Source organism: Duganella sp. P38, from assembly GCF_050859475.1.
In the GTDB taxonomy this organism is placed as follows: Bacteria; Pseudomonadota; Gammaproteobacteria; order Burkholderiales; family Burkholderiaceae_D; genus Rugamonas.
On record NZ_CP193936.1, the window covers coordinates 2,854,108 to 2,875,535 of the forward strand.

At 66.0% G+C, this 21,428-nt stretch carries 16 protein-coding genes; 8 read left to right on the forward strand and 8 right to left on the reverse strand.

The genetic code is table 11. The features are described from left to right. Positions 1 to 50: 50 nt before the first annotated feature. From ACRQ5J_RS13280 to ACRQ5J_RS13295, 4 genes are all read right to left on the reverse strand, one after another. Positions 51 to 479 (reverse strand): copper chaperone PCu(A)C, encoded by a 429-nt coding sequence (locus tag ACRQ5J_RS13280; protein ID WP_432377396.1) that lies wholly within the window; start codon positions 477 to 479, stop codon positions 51 to 53. Between the two features lie 13 nt (positions 480 to 492). Beyond that, the gene (locus tag ACRQ5J_RS13285) at positions 493 to 1,086 is read right to left on the reverse strand and encodes an SCO family protein (protein WP_432377397.1); all 594 of its coding nucleotides are present in this window, start codon (positions 1,084 to 1,086) and stop codon (positions 493 to 495) included. Positions 1,087 to 1,157: 71 nt separating this feature from the next. Continuing rightward, the gene (locus ACRQ5J_RS13290) at positions 1,158 to 1,511 is read right to left on the reverse strand and encodes a DUF2946 family protein (RefSeq protein WP_432383643.1); all 354 of its coding nucleotides are present in this window, start codon (positions 1,509 to 1,511) and stop codon (positions 1,158 to 1,160) included. A 108-nt stretch (positions 1,512 to 1,619) separates the two neighbouring features. Beyond that, on the reverse strand, positions 1,620 to 3,626 hold the full coding sequence (locus tag ACRQ5J_RS13295; RefSeq protein WP_432383644.1) for a methyl-accepting chemotaxis protein: 2,007 nt from the start codon (positions 3,624 to 3,626) through the stop codon (positions 1,620 to 1,622). Positions 3,627 to 4,136: 510 nt separating this feature from the next. On the opposite strand from ACRQ5J_RS13295, the gene ACRQ5J_RS13300 reads away from it, so the two are divergent. From ACRQ5J_RS13300 to ACRQ5J_RS13310, 3 genes are all read left to right on the forward strand, one after another. Next, positions 4,137 to 6,383: a carboxy terminal-processing peptidase gene (locus ACRQ5J_RS13300; RefSeq protein WP_432377398.1), complete on the forward strand. Its 2,247-nt coding sequence runs from the start codon at positions 4,137 to 4,139 to the stop codon at positions 6,381 to 6,383. 197 nt (positions 6,384 to 6,580) lie between these two features. Next, a complete protein-coding gene (locus ACRQ5J_RS13305) occupies positions 6,581 to 8,188 on the forward strand; it encodes a hypothetical protein (RefSeq protein WP_432377399.1) in 1,608 nt (535 codons plus the stop codon). Beyond that, entirely contained in the window at positions 8,083 to 8,727 is a 645-nt protein-coding gene (locus tag ACRQ5J_RS13310; RefSeq protein ID WP_432377400.1) for a hypothetical protein, read from the forward strand. Before ACRQ5J_RS13305 ends, ACRQ5J_RS13310 begins: the two co-directional genes overlap by 106 nt. A 14-nt stretch (positions 8,728 to 8,741) precedes the next feature. Here the strand turns inward: ACRQ5J_RS13310 and ACRQ5J_RS13315 are convergent, their stop codons facing one another. Then, on the reverse strand, positions 8,742 to 9,002 hold the full coding sequence (locus tag ACRQ5J_RS13315; protein WP_432377401.1) for an NHLP-related RiPP peptide: 261 nt from the start codon (positions 9,000 to 9,002) through the stop codon (positions 8,742 to 8,744). Positions 9,003 to 9,140: 138 nt separating this feature from the next. On the opposite strand from ACRQ5J_RS13315, the gene ACRQ5J_RS13320 reads away from it, so the two are divergent. Further along, positions 9,141 to 10,301, forward strand: coding sequence for a putative peptide maturation dehydrogenase (locus ACRQ5J_RS13320; protein WP_432377402.1), 1,161 nt, complete (start codon positions 9,141 to 9,143; stop codon positions 10,299 to 10,301). Here ACRQ5J_RS13320 and ACRQ5J_RS13325 read toward each other — a convergent pair. Next, on the reverse strand, positions 10,277 to 15,184 hold the full coding sequence (locus ACRQ5J_RS13325; RefSeq protein WP_432377403.1) for a response regulator: 4,908 nt from the start codon (positions 15,182 to 15,184) through the stop codon (positions 10,277 to 10,279). The two genes, ACRQ5J_RS13320 and ACRQ5J_RS13325, sit on opposite strands and share 25 nt — an antisense overlap. Before the next feature lie 147 nt (positions 15,185 to 15,331). On the opposite strand from ACRQ5J_RS13325, the gene ACRQ5J_RS13330 reads away from it, so the two are divergent. Both ACRQ5J_RS13330 and ACRQ5J_RS13335 read left to right on the forward strand, forming a co-directional pair. After that, positions 15,332 to 16,093, forward strand: coding sequence for a phosphatidate cytidylyltransferase (locus ACRQ5J_RS13330; protein ID WP_432377404.1), 762 nt, complete (start codon positions 15,332 to 15,334; stop codon positions 16,091 to 16,093). Continuing rightward, a complete protein-coding gene (locus ACRQ5J_RS13335; RefSeq protein WP_432377405.1) occupies positions 16,083 to 17,876 on the forward strand; it encodes a bifunctional alpha/beta hydrolase/class I SAM-dependent methyltransferase in 1,794 nt (597 codons plus the stop codon). Before ACRQ5J_RS13330 ends, ACRQ5J_RS13335 begins: the two co-directional genes overlap by 11 nt. On the opposite strand, the gene ACRQ5J_RS13340 is transcribed toward ACRQ5J_RS13335, so the two are convergent. Both ACRQ5J_RS13340 and ACRQ5J_RS13345 read right to left on the reverse strand, forming a co-directional pair. After that, entirely contained in the window at positions 17,827 to 18,444 is a 618-nt protein-coding gene (locus ACRQ5J_RS13340) for a CDP-alcohol phosphatidyltransferase family protein (RefSeq protein ID WP_432377406.1), read from the reverse strand. The two genes, ACRQ5J_RS13335 and ACRQ5J_RS13340, sit on opposite strands and share 50 nt — an antisense overlap. After that, the gene (locus ACRQ5J_RS13345; protein WP_432377407.1) at positions 18,441 to 19,619 is read right to left on the reverse strand and encodes a phosphatase PAP2 family protein; all 1,179 of its coding nucleotides are present in this window, start codon (positions 19,617 to 19,619) and stop codon (positions 18,441 to 18,443) included. The genes ACRQ5J_RS13340 and ACRQ5J_RS13345 overlap by 4 nt, the downstream gene beginning before the upstream one ends. A gap of 43 nt (positions 19,620 to 19,662) precedes the next feature. Between ACRQ5J_RS13345 and ACRQ5J_RS13350 the strand changes: the two genes are divergently transcribed. Together ACRQ5J_RS13350 and ACRQ5J_RS13355 are read left to right on the forward strand one after the other, a co-directional pair. Then, positions 19,663 to 20,697, forward strand: a complete 1,035-nt coding sequence (locus ACRQ5J_RS13350; protein WP_432377408.1) for a patatin-like phospholipase family protein — start codon at positions 19,663 to 19,665, stop codon at positions 20,695 to 20,697. Further along, entirely contained in the window at positions 20,694 to 21,425 is a 732-nt protein-coding gene (locus ACRQ5J_RS13355) for an SDR family NAD(P)-dependent oxidoreductase (protein ID WP_432377409.1), read from the forward strand. Before ACRQ5J_RS13350 ends, ACRQ5J_RS13355 begins: the two co-directional genes overlap by 4 nt. The last annotated feature ends 3 nt before the right edge of the window (positions 21,426 to 21,428 follow it).

Genomic DNA, 21,428 nt, shown 5'->3' on the forward strand with positions numbered 1-21,428 from the left:
TGTATAGCTGAACGGCGGCCCGATGGCCGCCGCACGCGAGGCCTTGCCGTTTAGTGCGCGGCGTTCAGCGGCTTGACCGGGGCGTCCACCACCACCTTGCTGCGTACCCGCTGCGCGTCTTCAAACTCCAGCGTCAGCGGCACTTTATCGCCGTCCTTCAGCGGCTGCTTCAGGCCCATCAGCATCAAATGGTAACCGCCGGGCGCCAGCTTGACTTGCTGGCCGGCCGGCAGGTCGAGCGCCTGCACCTGGCGCATGCGCATCATGTCGTTGTCCATTTTCATTTCGTGCACTTCGACTGCGCCGGCGGCCGGCGAGCTGGCGCCGACCAGCCTGGCAGGCTGGGCCGAGGTCAGCGTCATGAAGGCGCCGGTGGCTTTTTGCGCTGCCACGGTGGCGCGCACCCAAGGTTCGCCGACGGTCACTTGCGCCAGCGCGGGCAGGGCTGCCATCAGCAGCAGGGAGAGCAGTTTTTTCATTGGAAGAGTCCTTTCAGGAAGCTGGTTTCTTTTTCGGGTTCATTAGCAGGCGCAGGTCGGCTGCACACTCCTGGGCGGTTTGCGCGTGCTTCATCGCCAGCCGGATCTTGCCGTTGGCGTCGAACACATAGGTGAGGGCGGTGTGGTCCATGGTGTAGGAACTGCCGCTCGGCACCTTGCGGTAGAAAATCTTGAAGTCCTTGGCGGCCTTGGCAGTTTGTTCGAGGTTGCCGCGCACGGCGACAAACTTCGGATCGAAGGCGCGCATGTATTCGGTCAGCAGCGGTGCGGTGTCGCGTTCCGGGTCGACGGTGACGAACACCACTTGCAGCTTGTCGCCATCGGCGCCCAGCAGGCGCTTGACTTCGACCGCGCGCGCCAGCGCGGTCGGGCAGACGTCCGGGCATTGGGTAAAGCCGAAGAACAGCATTACCACCTTGCCCTTGAAGTCGCGCAGCGAGGCCGGCTTGCCGTCGGTGTAGAACAGCTGGTAGTCCGGGCCGATGCTGGCGCCGGTGATGTCGATGGCGGTGAAGCCGGCGGCGTGCGCCGTGCCGGCCACGAAGGGCAGGGCGGCCACCGACGCGATGAAAGTGCGGCGTTGCATAGATCTATCCTGTAAAGCGGAGGGTGCGGATGCACGGCCGCGCGCGGGCGCGGCGATGCGGCGGACGGAGATCAGGCGGCGGCCGGCGGGCCGCGCGGCTGGGCGCCAGTCCAGTGATGGCCTTGCCATGGCGCGGCCGTGGGCGGCGCCGGATAATCGTCGTGGCCCTCGAGCACGGCCAGCAGGCCGGCGGCGGCTGGCAGCGGCGCGTCGCCGGTGGCGTGCACGGTGCACAGCATGCAATGCTTGAGGCTGTGGGCGGGGAGGCCGCCCGGCGCGCGCTTGCCGGCCGTGTTGACGGCCTGCGGCGTGGCGCTGCAAATCTCGGTTGCCAGCGGATCGGCGGCCAGCGTGGTGACCGCCTGACCGATCGCCGGCGCGAACAGATTCAGCAGGATCGCCATCGAGACGATCAGGCTGAGCATGTTAGTCAAGCGGCGCCGGTGCTGGAAAAAGGTAGGCATCCGGCAATTATAAAATAAAAAAGCCGCCTCCGTTTTCACGCAGGCGGCTGGCGACGGCGACTGGCCCGATTATTTCAGCGCCAGGTGGCGGCTGCCGCTGACGGCCGGCTGGCCTGCGTGGCTGCCGAGCTTGAAGATCTTGACCACTTCTTCCAGTTCGTGGGCCTGGTCCTGCAGCGCTTGCGCGGCGGCGGCCGCTTCTTCCACCAGCGCGGCGTTCTGCTGCGTCACCTGGTCCATCTGGGTGACGGCTTCGTGCACCTGGCTGATGCCGGCGCGCTGCTCTTCGCTGGCGTGGCTGATTTCGGCCATGATATCGGTTACGCGGCGCACGCTGTCGACCACTTCCTGCATGGTGGTGCCGGCTTTTTCAACCTGCTTGCTGCCGGTTTCGACCTTGGCCACCGAGTCGTCGATCAGTTCCTTGATTTCCTTGGCGGCGGTGGCCGAGCGTTGCGCCAGCGTGCGCACTTCGGACGCCACCACGGCAAAGCCACGGCCCTGTTCGCCGGCGCGCGCCGCTTCCACGGCCGCGTTCAGCGCCAGGATGTTGGTCTGGAAGGCGATGCCGTCGATGACCGAGATGATGTCGGCGATCTTGCGCGACGAGTCGGTGATCGAACCCATGGTTTCGACCACTTGCGCCACCACCTCGCCGCCCTTGGCTGCCACGCCCGAGGCGGCCAGCGCCATCTGGTTGGCTTGCGAGGCGTTCTCGGCGTTCTGGGTCACGGCGCTGCTCAGTTCTTCCATCGACGCGGCGGTTTCTTCCAGGCTCGACGCCTGCTGCTCGGTGCGGCTCGACAGGTCCAGGTTGCCCTGGGCGATTTCGCTCGACGCGGTGGTGATCTGCTCGGCGCCACGGCGCACCTGGCCGACCACGCCGGACAGATTGTCGCTGATGTTGTTCAGCGAGCGCAGCACCTGGCCGATTTCGTCTTCGTTGTCGACTTGCAGGTGCACGTCGAGGTCGCCGGCGGCGATGCGCTCGGCGGCTTCGTCGGCGCGCGCCAGCGGACGCGACACCACGCTGCGCACCAGCAGGAACAGGGCGGCGGCAAACACCACCAGTGCGAGCAGGCCCAGCAGGGCGTAGCGGTTGCGCAGCTGGCCCGCTTCGCGGGTGATTTCCTCGGTGTAGGTGCCGCCGACGATCAGCCAGTTCCACGGCTTGAAGGTATGGAACTCGACCATTTTCTCGCGCGGCGACGCGCCTTCTTTCTCGACCCAGTCGTAGGTCATGCCGCCGTCTTTCTGCGCCAGCATCTCCTTCAGGAACGGACGGCCGTCGCTGCTCTTGACGTCCAGCAGGTTCTCGCCTTCCTTGCTCGGGTGCACCAGGGCGTTGCCCAGGGTTTTGCCTTCGGCAGCGTTGATCACATAGATATAGCCGGTATCGCCAATCTTGATCTCCTTGATTTTCTCCTTCAGCATCGCCATGTTCTTGGAAATGTCGAGGCCGATGAACAGCACGCCGATGGTTTTGCCGCTGCCGTCCTTGATCGGATCGTATTGGGTGATGAAGGGCTTGCCGAACAGGTTGGCCAGGCCGATGTAGGTGTTGCCGGAACGCAGGACCGGATAGCTCGGGTGGGCGCGGTCGAGCTGGGTGCCGACTGCGCGGTCGCCGTTTTCCTTGCGCACGGTGGTGGTCACGCGCACGAAGTCCTCGCTGGTGGCGGCGAAGATGGTGACGATGACGCCGGTGTCGTTGGTGAACTTGTCGGGAATGGTGAAGTCCAGGTTCAGCGGCTTGCCGGCGAACTTGAGCGTCGGCGTCGGCTTGCCGGCGATCTCCACCGTGGCCGACGGGTCGAGCGTGAACTGGCCGTTCTTGAACTCGGCCGCGAACAGGCGTGCGAAGGCCGAGGCCTCGTTCATCATCGCCGCGTTGAACACTTCAACGGTGTTGCTGATGCCGCTGAGGTTGTAGGCGACGTTGGCGCGCGCGCGTTCTTTCAACATGGCGGAGGTGCTCATGTTGATCAGCGTCAGCAGGATCGCCAGGATCACGCTGAGCAGGCCAAAGGTAAAAACGGTAATCTTCGTACCGACACCCCAGTTACGGGGATTCATCATTATTGTTTTCATTGATCTCTTCAGAGAAAAAAGTGCTGCGGTTTGAGGTCGCTCGGAATCGAGCAGCTCCGGGGGCGCGGGAGCGATGCGTGGGCGAGGGCACTGCCGTAAGTGCTGCCTTGGCGGGCCGTCAACATGAAACTAAGATCAGAATGATAGCAGATTTTTTCTGCCTGGCAATGAAAGTGGAGAATTTTCTGAAGAAATTCTATTTATAAAACAATGACTTGTGTAAAAAATTGCATCTTGGTAAGTATTTTCCCGTAGTGAAACGGGGCGAAACGTCATTCCCGCGCAGGCGGGAATCCATGGACCGCGTAGTAGCCCGCTCAGCTTGGATTCCCGCCTGCGCGGGAATGACGGGGAAAGTGTTTCGTTTCAGCCATGTTTAAGCTTAGGCGGCGAAACTCTGAAATACCAGCCCCGTAGGGCGACGCCTATCCTGTAGAATGGGATTGCGCCATTTACGCAACACTATCGATTAATAATATGTTTCGGAGTAAGCCGATGAAGAAGCAAATGCTGTTGGTGGCCATCATGACGGCCCTGTCAGTTCAGGCCGGTATCGCCGCGCCGGAGAAAGCGGCCGACACCCCTCTCAAGCCGCTGCCGGGCCAGACCATGGCAGCCCGCTTTACCTCCGTGGTCCTGAGCAAAGGGCACTACAAGCCGCTGCCGCTGGACGATGCGATGTCGGAGAAGATCTTCGACCGCTATTTCAAGTCGCTGGACGCGGAGAAAATGTTCTTCACGCAGGCCGATATCGATCAGTACTCCATCGTGCGCACGCGGCTGGATGACGCCATCAACAACGAGAACCTGAGCGTTCCGTTCGCCATCTTCAATCTGTACCAGCAGCGCTTCAACGAGCGCATCGCCTATGCGCGCGAACTGGTCAAGCAGGGCAAGTTTGAATTCACCTCCGACGAAACCTACCAGTACGACCGCGAAAAGGCCGAGTGGGCCAAGAGCGACGCCGAGGTCAAGGAACTGTGGCGCAAACGCGTCAAGAACGAGTGGCTGCGCCTGAAGCTGGCCGGCAAGGACGACAAGTCGATCCGCGAAACGCTGGACAAGCGCTACGAAGGCTACCTCAGCCCGTCGCGCAAGCTGACCAGCGAGGACGTGTTCCAGATCTTCATGAACGCCTACGCGATGTCGATCGAGCCGCACACCAACTACCTGGGGCCGCGCGCCGCCGAGAACTTCGACATCGCCATGCGCCTGTCGCTGGAAGGCATCGGCTGCGTGCTGCAGTCGCGCGACGATTACACCGTGGTGCGCGAGGTCGTGACCGGCAGCCCGGCCGGCCTGTCCGGCAAGATCAAGGTCGGCGACAAGATCGTCGGCGTCGCCAAGGACGAGAAAACCCCGATCACCGAAGTGCTGGGCTGGCGCCTGGACGACGTGGTGGCGCTGATCCGCGGGCCGAAGGATTCGACCGTCAAGCTGGAAATCATTCCGGCCGACGCCGGCCCGGACGGCAAGCACCAGTTCGTCACGCTGGTGCGCCAGAAGATCAGCATGGAAGAGCAGTCCGCCAAGAAGGCCATCTATGAAGTCAAGGATGGCAACGCCAAGCGCCGCGTCGGCGTGATCTCGCTGCCGACCTTCTACATGGACTTCGAGGCGCGCCGCAAGGGCGACAAGGACTTCAAGAGCGCCACGCGCGACGTCAAGCGCCTGCTGGGCGAGCTCAAGAAGGACAAGGTCGACAACGTGCTGATCGACCTGCGCAACAACGGCGGCGGTTCGCTGAGCGAGGCGGTCGAGCTGACCGGCCTGTTCATCGACAAAGGCCCGGTGGTGATGCAGCGCACCGGCGACAACAAGGTCGAGGTGGAAAGCGACACCGATCCGGGCATGGCCTGGGACGGCCCGATGGGCGTGCTGATCAACCGCGGCTCGGCCTCGGCCTCGGAGATTTTCGCGGCGGCCATCCAGGATTACGGCCGTGGCATCATCATCGGCGAGCCGAGCTTCGGCAAGGGCACGGTGCAGACGCTGTTCGACCTGAACCGCTTCGCGCCGGGCGAGAAGACCCGTTACGGCGAGCTGAAGTACACGGTCGCGCAGTTCTTCCGCATCAATGGCGGCACCACGCAGCTGCGCGGCGTCACGCCCGACATCAAGCTGCCGACCATGGGCGACTCCGACCAGTACGGCGAGTCGAGTTACGAGAACGCCTTGCCGTGGACGCAGATCAAGCCGGCGGTCTACATTCCGGCCGGCGAGATCAAGGACATCCTGCCGGTGCTGGACAAAAAGCACGACGCCCGCGTGGCCAAGGACAAGGACTTCCAGTACCTGGCCGAGGACATCGCGCTGGTGAAGAAGCAGCGCAAGGAAAACTCGGTGTCGCTGAACGAGTCGGTGCGCCGCAAGGAACGCGACCAGCAGGAAGCGCGCGCCAAGCTGCGTGAAGCGCGCCTGCTGTCGCCGACGCCGGGCGCCGACGATCCTATCCTGGTGCCGGACCCGAAAGAGGCGCTGAACAAGGCGATCTCGGCCTCGGCCAAGCCGGGCGCCAAGGCCAAGGTGGCGGGCGTCAAGGGCGCGCTGCGCAGCGACGACGGCCTGCAAGGCTCGGAGCGCTCGCTGGCCGCCGAGCTGGAAGCGGAAAAGCAGGCCAAGGCCGCCAAGGATGTGCTGCTGAATGAAGCGGTGCACATCATGTCCGACGAAGTGGGCGTGCTGAAAACCGACACCCGCATGGCCTCGCGCGTGTTGCCTTACGCCGCCGACAGCAAGTAAGGCTATGCGATTGGTGAATTACTGATATTGGGAAGATAAATTGGACTGATATGCGGCGACGCAGCATACTTCTACTTGTCTCCTCTATTCTCCCTCCAAGGAAATAGACTTCAGCCCGCTCCCTGAGCGGGCTTTTTTTGCCTGTGGCTTGGCGCTTCGGTTAAACTTTCCGGAAGTCAACGTTCAGGTTCAGGCAAGTGTCTCCAACTCAATTCAAAATCATTCTGGCGGCGCTGGCGCTTGGCGGCGCGGCGCTCGGCGGCGGCGTCGCTTACATGCTGGTGCAGCCAGCCGCGCCTAAGGCCGACGGCGCCCAGCCTGCGGCCTCGCAGGGCACGCCGGTCAAGTGGCATGCGCGCGTTACCACCATGGCCGGCGATGGCCTGCCGGGCGGCAGCAACGGCAATCCCAAGCGCACGCGCTTTGCCGATCCGTTCGGCGTGGCGCTCGACCAGCACGGCAACCTGTTTGTCACCGACGGCGGCGACAACAACATCATCCGCAAGATCGACATGAACGGCGTCACCTCGACGCTGGCCGGCGGCACCGAGGGCTATGCAGAGGGCGCCGGCACGGCGGCCGCGTTCAACACGCCATCGGGCATCGCGGTGGACGTAGCCGGCAACCTGTACGTGGCCGACACCGGCAACAACGCGATCCGCAAGATCACGCCGCAAGGTGTGGTGTCGACGCTGGCCGGCGACGGCCTGCCAGGCGACAGGGACGGCAAGGGCGCCAGTGCACAGTTCAATGGCCCGGTCGGCGTGGCGGTCGATGGCGCCGGCGTGGTCTACGTGACCGACACCTACAACGACCGCATCCGCCGCATCGCGGCCGACGGCACTGTCACCACCATTGCCGGCGGCAAGCGCGCCGGCCTGGCCGATGGGCCGGCCGCACAGGCGCTGTTCGACACGCCGACCGGCATCGCGGTCAACGCCAGCGGCGAGCTGTTCATCGCCGACACGGCGAACCACGCGGTGCGCAAGCTGGCCACGGATGGCACGGTCAGCACCGTCGCTGCCGCCAGCGACGACGAGCGCGACTCGCCGCTGCGCTCGCCCGTGGGCCTGGCGCTGACCAGGGATGGTTTCATCTACATCGCCAGCACCGCGCACGGCCGCGTGGCGCAGATCACGCCGCAGGGCGAGGTGGTGGTATTGCAGGATGTCGACCATCTTGCGCAACCGGGTTATGGTTCGGACGGCAGCGTGCGGCTGTATTCGCCACGCGGCATTGCCGTCTACAAGGACGGCTCGTTGTTTGTGACCGATGCATCCACGTTCCGCTTGCATCACATCGCGCAGGTCAGCGCGGACGCCGAACCGGTGGCCGACGAGCCGCAGCCGGGGCCGCCGTCGCACAGCGCGACGATGCCGTGGCCGGTCAAGCCGCAGGACAAGCCGCACGAGGTGGTCGGCCTGCTGGGCGAGGTGCGCGGCGATTTCAAGGGCGAGAGCCGCGACCATTTCCACGCCGGCATGGACGTGCAGGCCGCCATCGGCACGCCGGTGCTGGCGATTGCGCCGGGCAAGGTCAGCGATCCGCGCGCCAGCTGGGGCTATGGCGAGTTGTCGGAAGGACTGGCGCTGGACGGCATGCATTATGTGCACATGCGTGTCGGCCGCGATGCGCGCGACAAGCCGCTCAACGATCCGCGCTTCCTGGTGGCGCGCAACGGCAAGGGGCGCCGGAGGCGGTGCGCATCAAGCGCGGCACCCGTTTCGTGGTCGGCGAGACGCTGGGCACGGTCAACCGCATGGCCCATGTGCATCTGGAATACAAGCCGAATGGCGGCGCGCTGAATCCGCTGCGGCTACCGTTCAAGGAGTTCGAGGATACGATACGGCCGCAAATCCACCGCATCGCCGTGGTGGACGACAAGGGCACGCCGCTCACCGAGCAGCGCGACGGCCGCCTGCTGATCCAGCGTCGCCTGGGCCAGGTGCAGATCGTCGTTGACGCCAGCGACCAGATCGATGGCAACCAGGCGCGCCGCCGTCTCGGCCTGTACAAGCTGGGCTATCAACTGCTGAATCAGGATGGCGAAATCATCCCCGGCATGACCGAGCCGATCATTACGCAGAAGTACGACCGCCTGCCGCGCAACCGCGACGCCGTCAAGTTGGCCTATGCCGCCAGCAGCGGCATTACCGTGCACGGCGCCAGCGAGACGCGCTTTGCCTACGCTATCAATAACCGTCTGCTCAACGGCAAGCTGACGCCGGGCGGCTGGAAAGTGGGGGAGCTGGGACCCGGCAATTACATCCTCCGCATCACGGCGGAGGACTTTGCCGGTAACGCAGCTGACCGTGGCCGCGACCTGCCGATCACGATCAACTGAGGCGACGCGCCGGCTTAAGCGGCGGCCATTATGCCGGACAGCAGGAACGGCACCATGGTGCCGGTGCTTTCCAGCTGGTTCAGCAGTTCGCTGCGGTCGGAGGCGATTTCCGCCTTCGATGGCAGGCTGACTTCTTCCGGCACATCTTCCGGCGACAGGGTGATGCCGACGCTGGCCAGCGCCTTGACCGGATCGTTGACCAGCTGTGCGCGGAACACGTCGTCGCTGGCCAGTTTATCGAGGATGGAGCTGAGTTCTTTGACGGATTGCATCATGGTTCTAGCCCTTATAAAGAAGGATGAATGAGCGCGCACGGACGTGGCGCCCCGCTTTCATGCTACGACAAACTACCCAAGTTGCCAAGGCGTGCGCTAGACTGGTGTTCATCCACCGTCTAGTCCAGAGGAACGCCCATGAAGCTACGCCGCTGCGCCGTTTTATACATCGAACCCCGCGAAGAACTCGCTATTGATTGGAAAGTCGTGTTGTCCGGCGGCGCGGCCCTGGCCGCAAAATCGCACTGGGTGGCGCTGGCGCCGCATCTGGATGCCGAGCTGACCATCGATGCCGAACAGCTGGCCGCGCTCGGCGGCTTGAGCCAGACGGTATGGAGCGAGCGCAGCGCCGCCGAGCAGCGCTTTGGCGAGGCCTGCATTGCCGGCCTGCTGGAGCAGGGGCTGCTGATCGGCGACACGCCGCAGTACGCCGTCCAGCGCGAGCGCGACGACACCCTGCGCGCCACCCACTGGCGGCCGTTGTCGGCGCTGGCGCATACCTTTGGCCGCTGGCGCGGCGTGACCGAGGAAACCGGCATGGAGGCGCCGAGCTTCCAGGCGCTGCTGGATCGCTATGGCGAACCGCCGCCGCCGACGTTCGACCTGGGCGAGGGCGACGCCGTCAAACTGCCTGCCGCGGCGGCCGGCCGCATGGACGAGCAACTGCTGCAACGCTACACGGGCCGCAATTTTGATACGCAGGCCAGCGTGCCGCTGGACGTGGCGGCGCGGCTGTTGCAGCGCACGTTCGGCGCGCAGGAGGTGCGGCGCGTCGGGCCGCATTCGTCGGTGCTGAAGAAAACCAGTCCGTCCGGCGGCGGACTGCATCCGATCGAGGCGTTCGTGCTGGTGCAGCGGGTCGAGGGCGTGGCGCCGGGGCTGTATCACTACCATCCGGTGGCGCATGAACTGCGGCCGCTGCGCGCGCTCGATGCCGAGGCGGCGGCGCAGCTGGCGCGGTTCATGTTGGCCGATCAGCACTGGCTGTCGACGGCGCCGTTGCAGGTGGTGCTGGTGGCGCGCATGGAGCGCAGTTTCTGGAAGTATCGCAATCACCAGAAAGCGTATCGGGCGTTGGCGCTGGACGCCGGGCATTTGTCGCAGACCTTCTACCTGCTGGCCACGGAGGCGGGCTTGCCGGCATTTATTACGGCGGCCATCAACGACGCCGATATCGAGAAGACGCTCGGGCTGGATCACTTGCGGCACGCGGTGGTGGCGATGTGCGGCTGCGGGCCGGCGGCCAGCGGCGAGCGCACCATGGTGGAGCTGCGCTACGGCGAGACGGACGCGCTGTGAGTGCTGTCTTGCAGCGGGCGCAGCGCATCGAGCACGGTTTCAAGCGCGGCGGCGTAGGCGGCCAGGGCGTCGTCCAGCGGAGTGTCGGGCGCGGCCGATAGCCGTTGTTCGAGTTCGGTGGCGGTGTGGTGCAGCTCGGTCATCGAAAGGTTGCCGGCGGCGCCGCGCACCTTGTGCACCAGCAGCGCCGCCTGCCCGTAGGCGCCGTGGTCGAGTGCGGCCAGCAGCAACTCCGGGCTGGCCTCGAAGTCGGTGACAAAGCGCTTCAGCAGAACCTCCAGCAGCTTGCGATTGCCGCCCAGCCGTTCGAGCGCAGCTTCCATGTCCATGCCCGGCAGCGTATCGATGGCTGCGATGCCTGCGGCTGCGGACGCCGGGTTCGCGGCGTCTGCGCCTGTCGCTGTCGCTGTCGCGGCGTCCGCCGCGGGCTGCGGCGGGCGCCGCAATTGGCCGGCCAGCACGGTAAACAGCCGCTCGGGATCGATCGGCTTGGTCACGTAGTCATTCATGCCCATGCCCAGGCTGCTTTCGCGGAAGCCCGCCACCGCGTGCGCCGTCATGGCGATCAGCGGCAACTGCGCGTGCTGCGCCCGGGCGCGGATGCGCGCCGTCGCCTCGTAGCCATCCATGCCCGGCATCTGAATATCCATCAGCACCGCGTCGTACGCCACCGCGTCCACCATCTGCAACGCCTCGGTGCCGCTGCCGGCCAGGTCCGCCTGCACGCCGGCGCGCAGCAGCACCTCGCGCGCCACCTGCTGATTGATTACATTGTCGTCCACCACCAGCACCCGCGCCCCGGCAATGCGCTGCGCCGCCTCCGACAACGCTGCCGACGTGGCCGCCTCGGGCCGCGCCGGCGCCGCCAGCCCCAAGCCAACCAGCACCGCCTCCAGCAGCTGCGGCGGATGCACGGGCTTGACCAGCGTACCGGCCACATCATCCAGCCCAGCCGGCCCGGCGCCGGAACCGCGCGCAAACTCCGTCACCATCAGCACCACCGGCACGCTGGCGTCCGGCGGCGGCAGGTCGCCATCCAGCAGCACCAGGTCGACAGGCTCGGCGGCCAGGTAGTCCCGCGCCTCGGCGCTGCCCGCCACCGTGTGCACGTCAAAGCCCAGGCTGCCCAACTGGCAGCCCAGCATCTCGCGCACCAAGGCGCTATCGTCGACCACCAGAATGCGCTTGCCGGCGGCCTCGGCAGGCAAGGGCGCCGGCGCCGTCTGCATTCCCGGCTGGCGCTGCAAGGCTAGCTCGAAATAGAAGCGGCTGCCTTCGCCCTGCTTGCTGTCGATGCCGATCTGGCCACCCATCGCCTGCACCAGCTGCTGCGAAATCGCCAGGCCCAGCCCGGTGCCGCCATACAGGCGCGTAGTACTGGCGTCAGCCTGCGAGAACGCCCGGAACAGGCGCGCCTGCTGCTCCTCGCTGATGCCGACGCCGCTATCCTCGACGACAAAGCGCAGCCGCACCGGCGCGCCATCGTCTACCAGCTCGACCCGCAGGCCGATATATCCGGCGGCGGTAAATTTCAGCGCATTGCCGACCAGATTGACCAGCACCTGATTCAGCCGCAGCGGATCGCCAATCAGCCGCATCGGCACCGGCGGCGTCGCCCAGGCCAGCAGCTCCAGGCCTTTTTCGGCCGCGCGCCACGAGAACAGATCGGTGATCTGCGCCAGCGTCTCACCCAGATCGAACGGCACTTCCTCCAGTTCCAGCTTGCCCGATTCGATCTTGGCGAAGTCCAGCACATCGTCGATGATGCTCAGCAGGTTCTGGCCCGCGCGGCCGATCTTGGTGAAGTAATCGCGCGGCTTGGCCGGCAGGTCGAGATGCGTGCCCAGCCCGGCAAAGCCGAGGATCGCGTTCATCGGCGTGCGGATCTCGTGGCTGATGTTGGCCAGGAACTCGCTCTTGGCGCGGGTGGACGCCTCGGCGTCGGCGCGCGCCTGCTGAATCGCGCGGATGGCGCTGGCCTTCTGGAAGGCCGACACGAAGGGCTCCTTCAATGCCTTGAACATATCCAGGTCGCGGCGCGCGAACGGCGTATTCTGCTTGAACACCAGATAGCCCTGCACCTGCTGCTCGACGCGGATGCGCACCGCCAGCATGGTGCTCTGCTTGAGGAACATGTCCGGCGCGATCAGCGTGGCGGCGTCGACAAACTGGCTCTGCGCGGCGGCGGCCGACATGCCGTTGGTGGCCGACGGCAGCGCGTCGTGGCCCCAGGCCGCGCGCAGGGCAAGCGGGCCGTCCGGCGCTTCCGCGATCAGCGCGTAGGCCACGCTGACTTCGCCGATCGTCGACGATTCGCGCAGGATGGTGTGCAGCAGCGCGTCGAAATCGAGCTCGTCGTTGATCGACTTGACGATGGCGTGCACGCGCTCCAGGTGCAGCGTGCGCGAATACACCTGCTGTTGCAGGTTGCGCACGCGCCAGCGATACATGCCCCACGCCAGCGCCAGTACCGCCAGCACCGCGCCCAGCCGCGCCCACCAGGTTTGATACCAGGCCGGCAGGAACTGAATCTCCATGCTCAGTTCGTGCGGACTCCAGACGCCGTCGCGGTTGCTGCCGCGCATGTGCAGGCGATAGGTGCCGGGTGGCACGTTGGCATAGGTGGCGGCGCGATGGCTGGCGTCGGCCTCGACCCAGTCCTTGTCGTAGCCGTCCAGGCGGAAGGCGTAGCGGTTGCGCAGGCTGGCCGAAAAGTCCAGCGCGGCGATTTCCACCTCGACCTTGCGGGTGCCGGGCGGCACCGCCAGCGGCGGTCCGCCCGGCGTCAGCAGCGTTGCCGCCGGCACCACCCGGTTGTCCAGCCGCACCGAGCTGACCACCAGCGGCGGCTGGTGGCGCCACGACTGCGGCAGCACCGGCTGCGCCACCACGAAGCCGCCCGATGTGCCGAACACCACCTCCCGCCGCGCCGTCTCGCCCACCGCGCCAACGAAGTAGGGCAGGAACACCAGGCCGCTGGCGCGGTCCAGCGTGTGCACCTTCAGCGACTTGACGTCGATCACGGCGATGCCGTCCGAGGTCGAGGCCCACACCCGCCCGGTATGGTCGGTATGCAGCGCGGCGATGTTGTTGGCCGGCAGGCCTTCCGCCATGCGCAGCTTGCGGAAGCGGGCGTCGCCGCTGGCGCCCGGATGGTCGAGGATGCCGATGCCGTCGCTGTTGGTGCCGACCCACAGCCGCTGCTGCTGGTCGAACGTCAGGCCGGTAATCAGGCTGTGCGGCAGCTGCTGCTCGCTGGCGCCGCCCGAAATGAACTGGCGCGCCTGGCCGGTGGCCGGGTCGAAGCGGTTCAGGCCGTTGCGTGTGCCGATCCACAGCATGCCGTCCGGGCCGAGCCGCATGACGCTGATGCGGCGGTCGCTGAGCGCGCCGCTGCCCGGCGGCCCCTGATCGTAGAGGCGGGCGCTGCGGGTGCGCGTGTCGTAGCGCATCAGGCCGGCCGGGACGGCCAGCCACAGCACGTCGCCCTGGCGCACCAGGCTGCCGATGCGCGGGTAGGGATCATCGAGCGGCAAGGGCACGCGGCGCACGCGCGTGCCCTTGCCGCTGGTGTGGTACAGGCCGAGCGCGGTGGCGATCCACGCTTCCTGCGGTTCCGCCTCGGCCAGCGCCAGGATCAGGCGCCGTGGCAGGGCGCTGTCCGGCTGGTTGGCGTTCGGTCGCAGGCCGGCGCTGCGGTTGCCGTCGGCGTCGATCAGGTCGATGCCCTGGTCGCCCAGCCCCACCCATAGCCGGCCGCCGCTGTCGGTCATGAAGGCGATCGCGGAAATTTCGCTGAGGCCTGCGCCGTCCAGCACGGTGTCGACGTTGCGGTTGGACGGATTGTGGATGTCGATGCCGCGCTCGTTGGCTACCCAGACCAGGCCGCTGCGGTCGCGCCAGACGGCGGCCGTGCGGTCGTGGCCGAGGCTGATGGCCATGCCGGGCCGGTGGGCGATGCGGCGGCTATGGCCGGCGGTGTCGAACTCGATGATGCCGCCGCCGTAGGTGGCGGCCCACCAGGTGCCGGGCAGGATTTCGGTAATCGACAACACCATCGCGGTGTTGGCGTCGCGCACCTGGTCCAGCGTCAGGAGGCGTGCGGCGTCGCCGGCGCGCGCGACGCCGACGCCGCTCTTGAGCGTGCCGAACACAAGTTCGCCGGCGTTATTGCTGGCCAGCGACAGCACGGCGTCGGCGCCGCCGTTGGCGAAGGGCAGGTCCTCGACCAGGCCGCTGGCGGCGTCGCGCCGCGCCAGTCCGCCGTTCGAGCCGATCCACAAATGGCCGCTGCGGTCGACCAGCAGCGCGCGAATCTGCTCGCTGGCGCCGCCGCCGGCAGCGGTGCCGGCGCGCGGATGATGCGACACCGCGCCGCCGTTGACCAGATCGATATAGTCCAGCCCGCTGGCGGTGCCAACCCAGATATTGCCGCGGTCGTCGCTGGCCAGCGCCGACACCGAGGCGCTGCGCAGGCCCTTGGGGCCGGCCGGGTAGCGCACAAAGCTTTCGCTGAGCTTGTCGTACATGGCGACGCCGCCGGTGGACGTGCCCACCCACAGCCGGCCCTGGCGGTCGATGTGCAGCGTTTGCAGGAAGTCGCCGGGCAGCGAATGCGGATCGTCGGCCTGGTAGAAGAAGTTGCGCATGCGGTAGCCGTCCCAGCGGCCCAGGCCGGACTGCGTGCCAAACCAGATGAAGCCGTCGCCGTCCTGGGCGATGGCCATGGTAATCGGACTCGGGAAGCCGCGCTCGGCCGGCACCAGGTGTTCGAACATGGTGGGCGCCAGCTGTTGCCATGGCGTTGGCGCGGCGGCGGCCGGCAGCATCAGGAGCAGCGCCGCGATGGCGGCGCCGGCTAGTGAGAAAAGAAAATCGCGCACAAGTAACCGTCTAGGAGTCCCATGCTTATCGCATTGGGTATTGCGTTGTACAGCATACGGAATTGCTGGGCCGATGTCTAATTACTACTATACTAGGTTTTCTCAAGGAAACATACTACAATTGTTTTAAGAATAACTGAGGTGTTTATGCCATTGTTGTCATCGATGATTAGCGGCCAGATTCTCACCTCGCTGGCCATGCTGTACCTGATGCTGGGCGCGGCGTCGGTCGGCGTCGGGCTGCGCACCCGCCAGCGGCCGCAAAGCCGGCTGCGGGCGCAGGTCTACGCGTGGTGGTGGATTTTTCCGGTGGTGACGCTCAGCCTGGCGCTGCATCCGCTGGGCGCCGGGCTGCTGGCATTGCTGATCGCCGCACTGGCGTTGCGCGAGCTGCTGCCGCTCGGCCGCCGCGCGCCGTTGCTGGTGTGGCCGCTGTGGGCGCTGTTGTGCATAAGCGTCAGTTTTCTGCCGCTGTACGAGCGATTGCCGCTGCCGCCGGCGCAGCGTTTCGGCTGGCTGTTCTATTTGTATGTGCTGACGGCGCTAAACGATGTGGCGCAATTCATCAGCGGCAGCCTCTTCGGCCGGCACCGCATCGCGCCCGGCATCAGTCCCAACAAGACCTGGCAGGGACTGGCTGGCGGCGTGGGGGTGACGCTGTTGTTGTCGCTGGCGCTGGGCGGCTATCTCGGGCTGGCGCCGGCGTCAGGGCTGGCGCTGCTGGCGGTGCTGCTGTCGCTGGGCGGCTTCGGTGGCGACCTGCTGTTTTCGGCGGCCAAGCGCAAGCTGGGCGTCAAGGATTTTTCCACGCTCATTCCAGGCCATGGCGGCATACTCGACCGCGTGGACAGCCTGGTGGTGACCGCCCCCTTACTTTATCTGTTCTTGAGGATGATGCATGAAAGCTGAACGACACCTGGCCTGGACGATGAGCGAATCCGGCTTCGATTGCACTGACGGCGTGCGCCTGTTCTATCGCGCCTGGCAGCCGCTGGCGCCGCGCGCCGACGGCCAGCAGCGCGCGCTGGTGTTCCTGCATCGCGGTCATGAGCACTCCGGACGCATCCAGCCGCTGGTCGAGCAGTTCGGCTTTGCACAGGACTGGGCGTTCGCCTGGGACGCCCGCGGCCACGGCCATTCGCCGGGCGAGCGCGGCGACGCGCCGGGCTTCGAGGCGCTGGTGCAGGATTTCGACACGTTCATCGCGCATATCGTCGCCACGCATGGCATCGCGCCAGAGAATATCCTGGTGGTGGCCAACAGCGTCGGCGCGGTGATCGCCGCCACCTGGCTGCACGACTACGCGCCGCGCGTGCGCGGCGTCATCATGGCCGCTGCGGCTTTCGACATCAACCTGTACGTCCCGCTGGCCAAGCCGGCGCTGCGTTTGGCGCGCTGCTTCAAGCCGGACTTGTTCGTCACCAGTTATATCCGGCCGGGCATGCTGACGCATTCGGCGCAGGAGGCTGCCGCATATGCGGCCGATCCGCTGATCGCCAAGGCCATCTCTGCTTGCGTGCTGCTTGGCCTGGCCGATACGGCGCAGCGCATCGTCCGGGATGCCGCCGCCATTGATACGCCCGTGCTGATGCTTGCCGCCGGCAAGGACTATGTGGTGAAGGAAGGGCCGCAACGGGCCTTCTTCGCGCGCCTGTCGTCGCCGCTAAAGCGTTATGTGCATCTGCCGCAGGCGTATCACGCGCTGTTCTACGAGCAGGATGTCAGCGTGGCGGTGCAAGAGAGCCGCCAGTTTGTCGAGGAATGCTTCGCCCGCGCGCCGCTGGCGCCCGCGCATTACCTTGCCGCCGACAGCGATAGCCACAGCGCCCGCCAGTACGCGTTGCTGCAGGCGGGGCAGAGCTGCGGTGCGCTGGCGCGCGCGTGGTTTGGCATGCAGCGCGTGATGCTGGGTGCGATGGGTGCCGTCAGCAATGGCATGAAGATCGGCCTGGAACACGGCTTCGATTCCGGCGCATCGCTGGACTATGTGTACCGTAATCAGGCCGGCGGCCGCCTGGGTTTTGGCGGCATTATGGACCGCGGCTATCTCGATGCTGTGGGCTGGCGCGGTATCCGGCTGCGTAAGCGTCAGTTGCAGCAGATGCTGGGCGAGCGCATCGCCGCGCATCAGGGCGGCGCACCGCTGCGCATCCTGGACGTGGCCGCAGGCTCCGGGCGTTATGTGCTGGAGACGCTCAAGCGCTATCAGGACAAGCATATCGAGGTGACGCTGCGCGACTTCACGCAGCACAATCTGGATCAGGCGCGCACGCTGGCGGGCGAGCTACAACTGACCGCCAGCGTCGACTATCAGCTGCGCGATGCGTTCAGCGCAGATAGCTATACTGCGGCCGATGGCCAGTACGATATCGTCATTGTCTCCGGCCTGTATGAACTGTTCAGCGAGAATGCGCCGGTGGCGGCGTCGTTGCGGGGCATCTTCAGTGTGTTGCGCGAAGGGGGCTACCTGATCTACACCGGCCAGCCTTGGCATCCGCAGCTGGACATGATCGCGCTGACGCTGATCAGCCATCGAGGCAAACCGTGGCAGATGCGTCCACGCCCGCAGGCCGAGATTGATGGCCTGGTGGCGCATGCCGGCGGCCGCAAGGTGGCCACCAGCATTGGGCTGAAAGGGATCTTTACGGTGTCGCTGGCGCAGAAGCCCGTAGCGCCTGGCGCAGCCGGTTGAGGGTGGTCAGCGCCGCCAGCAGCATTACCAGCGCCACCACGGCGTTGAGCAGCAGTGGGGCGGCGCCGCAGGCGAGCAGCAGGCTGAGAAGACCGAACCAGAAGGCGCGGTCGCTTTTGCCCATCGGGCCATCGAAGCGGCGCGGCACGCCGGCGCTCAGCGACAGCACGCCGGCGAATTCCGCCAGCAGCGCGGCGATCACTGCCAGCACCACCAGCGGTGCATGAATGGCGGCGACCAGGGCGAAGGGCAGGTATAGCGCGGCGTCCGAGACTTGATCGCAGATTTCGTTCAGCAGTGTGCCGAGACGGGTTTTCTGGCCGGTGGCGTTGGCCAGCATGCCGTCAATGGCGTTCAGCGCCATGCGCAGCAGCAGAAGTGCTGACAGCCCGGCCCACAGGCCGGCGCAGTGCGGCTGCAAAGCCAGCGCCAGGCCATACGCCACGGACAGCAGCATGGTGGCGACGGTGATCTGATTGGGCGTGACGCGGCAGCGCACCAGCGCGCGCATCAACGGTTGCAGCAGTTGCTGGAATTTCGGTTTTAACTGGTAGATCGAGAAACTCATTGCGGCCGGTACTCCGAATAAAGGTGAGCGATTTGGCGGCTGCGGCGATAACCCATCGCGCAGTGCAGGTAGACGGTGCGGCCCTGGCTGAGGTAACCGTGGATGGTGGCGAGAATGGGCGCTGCCATTTGCGCGGTTGGCGTGTGCAGGTCGAGCAGCGGGAAGTGATGGTAATCGTGGCGGCGCAGTGTCGGCGTTTCGTTTAGTTCGTTGGCGAGGTCGATGATGGCGCAGCCTTGCGGCAGGTGGGCCGCTTCGGCGACAGTGAGGCGGCGGCCGGCCCATAGCCCGGCGCTGGTCTGTGTGAATGGCGGACGGTGGCGCTCGCGCCAGCGCACCAGCAGCCAGGTAAGGCGGTAACCGAGCAGGTAAGGGGCATAAGCGAGCCATATCCACCATGGGTAACCGCCCCCGCGTTTGCGCAGGAAGGCGGGGTTGTTGCGGTGGTAGGCGCCGGCCACCAGCAGCAGGCTGGCGCAGAGGTAGAGCCACCACATGCCGCCGGCCAGCTGCCAGGCCAGCAGCGCCAGGCCGGCCAGCAGGGCGTAGGCCGCCGCCACCTGGTTTTGCGCCGGCAGCAGGCGCAAAGTCATAGCGCCAAGCAGCGCGCCGCCGGCGACATCGAGCAAGTGATGCTGCCACGTAAAGACGGTGCTGGCGGCGATCAGCAGCAGCCACGCGGCGAGCGCCGCGCGTGCCGTTGCGCCGGGCAGTGCGGCGCGTAGCGCGGGCCAGAAGATCATGCAATAGGCGACGTGCAGCGATGGCAACTGGTTGTACGGCTGGTCCATCGCGGCCAGTTGCGTGTAGAGCCACGCCGGCAGCGCCGCGTCGACGTCGGGCCGGGACGTGGCGAAGCGCAGCGGCCATGCAGCGAAGATCGCGCAGCCGGTAACGGTGGCGCAGGCGATGCGCTGGCTCAGCGCCGTCAACGCCACGCGGTCGCGCGCCAGCAGGAAGCTGAGGACGAACAGCAGGCCGGAGGTCATATAGGGCACGATCATCCACGGCACGAAAGGCAGGCCGGTTTCCCACGCCATCGCCACGTTGCGGGTGATGTCCGCCTGCTGCGCGGCGAGATTGGTCAGCGTGTAGGTGACGCCGAACAGCGCGCCGTTGAGCGCGAGCAGGATTACGCGCTCGCGCAGGGAGGGCGCTGTCGTCTGCCTTGCCAAATTGTCCTTGTTAATAACCATATAATTACGGCATTATGCATGTATGGCGCAAGTAAAGCGAGACCTTCGATACGAACGATGCATGGTGCTGGCGGGTGGCGGATTCCGCTTCGGCTACTACCTCGGCATGCATGCCGCCGCTGTCGATGCAGGGCGGGCGCCGGATCTGCTGCTGGCCACCTGCGGCGGGGCGATCGCGGGCGCCATCATCGCCGGCCTGCCGGATACGGCGTCGCGCAAGGCGTGGCTGATGTCGCCGCAGATGCATGCGTTCTTCAGCGACCTGCGTTCCGGCCCCCGCGCCTCGCCGCTACGCGTGGCGGCCCAGGTCGTCCTGCGGCGGCTCCGCCGCAAACCGGCGATGCGCATCCCCGACCTGTTCCGCGACTACCTGTTCGAAATGCCCGCAGTCCTGCCGCTCCCCACACCGATCGTCTCGCCTGCGGCGCCAGCGCTGGCGGTCCTCGGCGGCAGGCTGCTGTTCGGCGCAGCCGACGCAGGACAGGCGCGCGGCGACCGGCCGCTGTACCAGATCACGCTGTTTGCCAACGACCGCATCGCCGCGCTGGCGGACGGCTTGCCCGCCGCGATGCGCGACTGGACCAACACCGTCGCCCCAACGCTGCATGTCGACACCGCCGTGCCGATAGCCGACGCGGCGCGCATCTCCATTACAGACATGTTCTACTTCAAAGCCCAGCAGGCCAACAACGCCCACTACACCGGCGGTGCGATTGACCTGATGCCGGTCGAACTGGCGCACCATCTCGCGCACCACGTCACCATGGAAATCAAACAGCCTTATGACCAGCTAATGGCCATCCCCGCCTTGCGTGCCGTCGTCGGCATCGACGGCAACCAGCGCATGCGCCACGTGCACGCGCAACCTGCCGGCGCCTGGATCGACACCTCCGATGCGCCAAGCGCGCTACGCGGCACCGGCATCCGGAAACGCATCGACTGGCGGTGCAATACCATTCGGCTGATCGCTCCATCCAGCTACGACCAGTACGCGGCCGACATTGACACTCAATGGCGCTACGGCTACGAACGCGCGCAGAAAGCCTATCAAGCATGAACGTGATGATTATCGGCGGCACCAGCGGCATCGGCCTGGGACTGGCGCGGCACTACCTGCAGCAAGGCGCGCACGTCACAGCATGTGGGCGACATCCCGAAAAACTGCAAGGCCTGGCGCACCAACGCCTCACTGTGCAGCCACTCGACATCGCCGACCGCGACGCCGTCCGGCGCACGATTTCGCAGCAAGCGCAAAATGGACGCTGCGGGCTGGACCTGCTTATCGTCAGCGCCGGCCAATACGCGGACGCCGCCGCCATTGCCCAGGACCGCAACGCCGCCATACCCGTATTGAAAGTGAACGTCGGCGGCCTGGATCACGCCTTTGGCGCAGCCGCCGAGGTCATGATGGCGCGCGGAGGGCAACTGGTCGCCATCGCCTCCATCGCCGGCCTGCAAAAAGACTACCCGGGAGGCTCGCTGTATAGCGCAAGCAAGCGCGCCGCCATCGCCATCTGCGACAGCTACCGCAAGGCGCTGGAGCCGTTCGGCATCGCCGTCACCACCATCATCCCCGGCTATGTCGATACCGCGCGACTGCGGGAGCTGAACGGCGGTGACGCCAGCCGCAAGCCCTATCTGATGAAAGAAGAGGAAGCCGTGCGCCGCATCGCAGCCGCAATTGCACGGCGTGATGAGCGCTACGTCTTCCCCTGGCAGATGCACCTGCTGGTGCGCATATTTAACGCCTTGCCGCTGGCCCTGAAAAGCCTGCGGCAAAAATAAGCG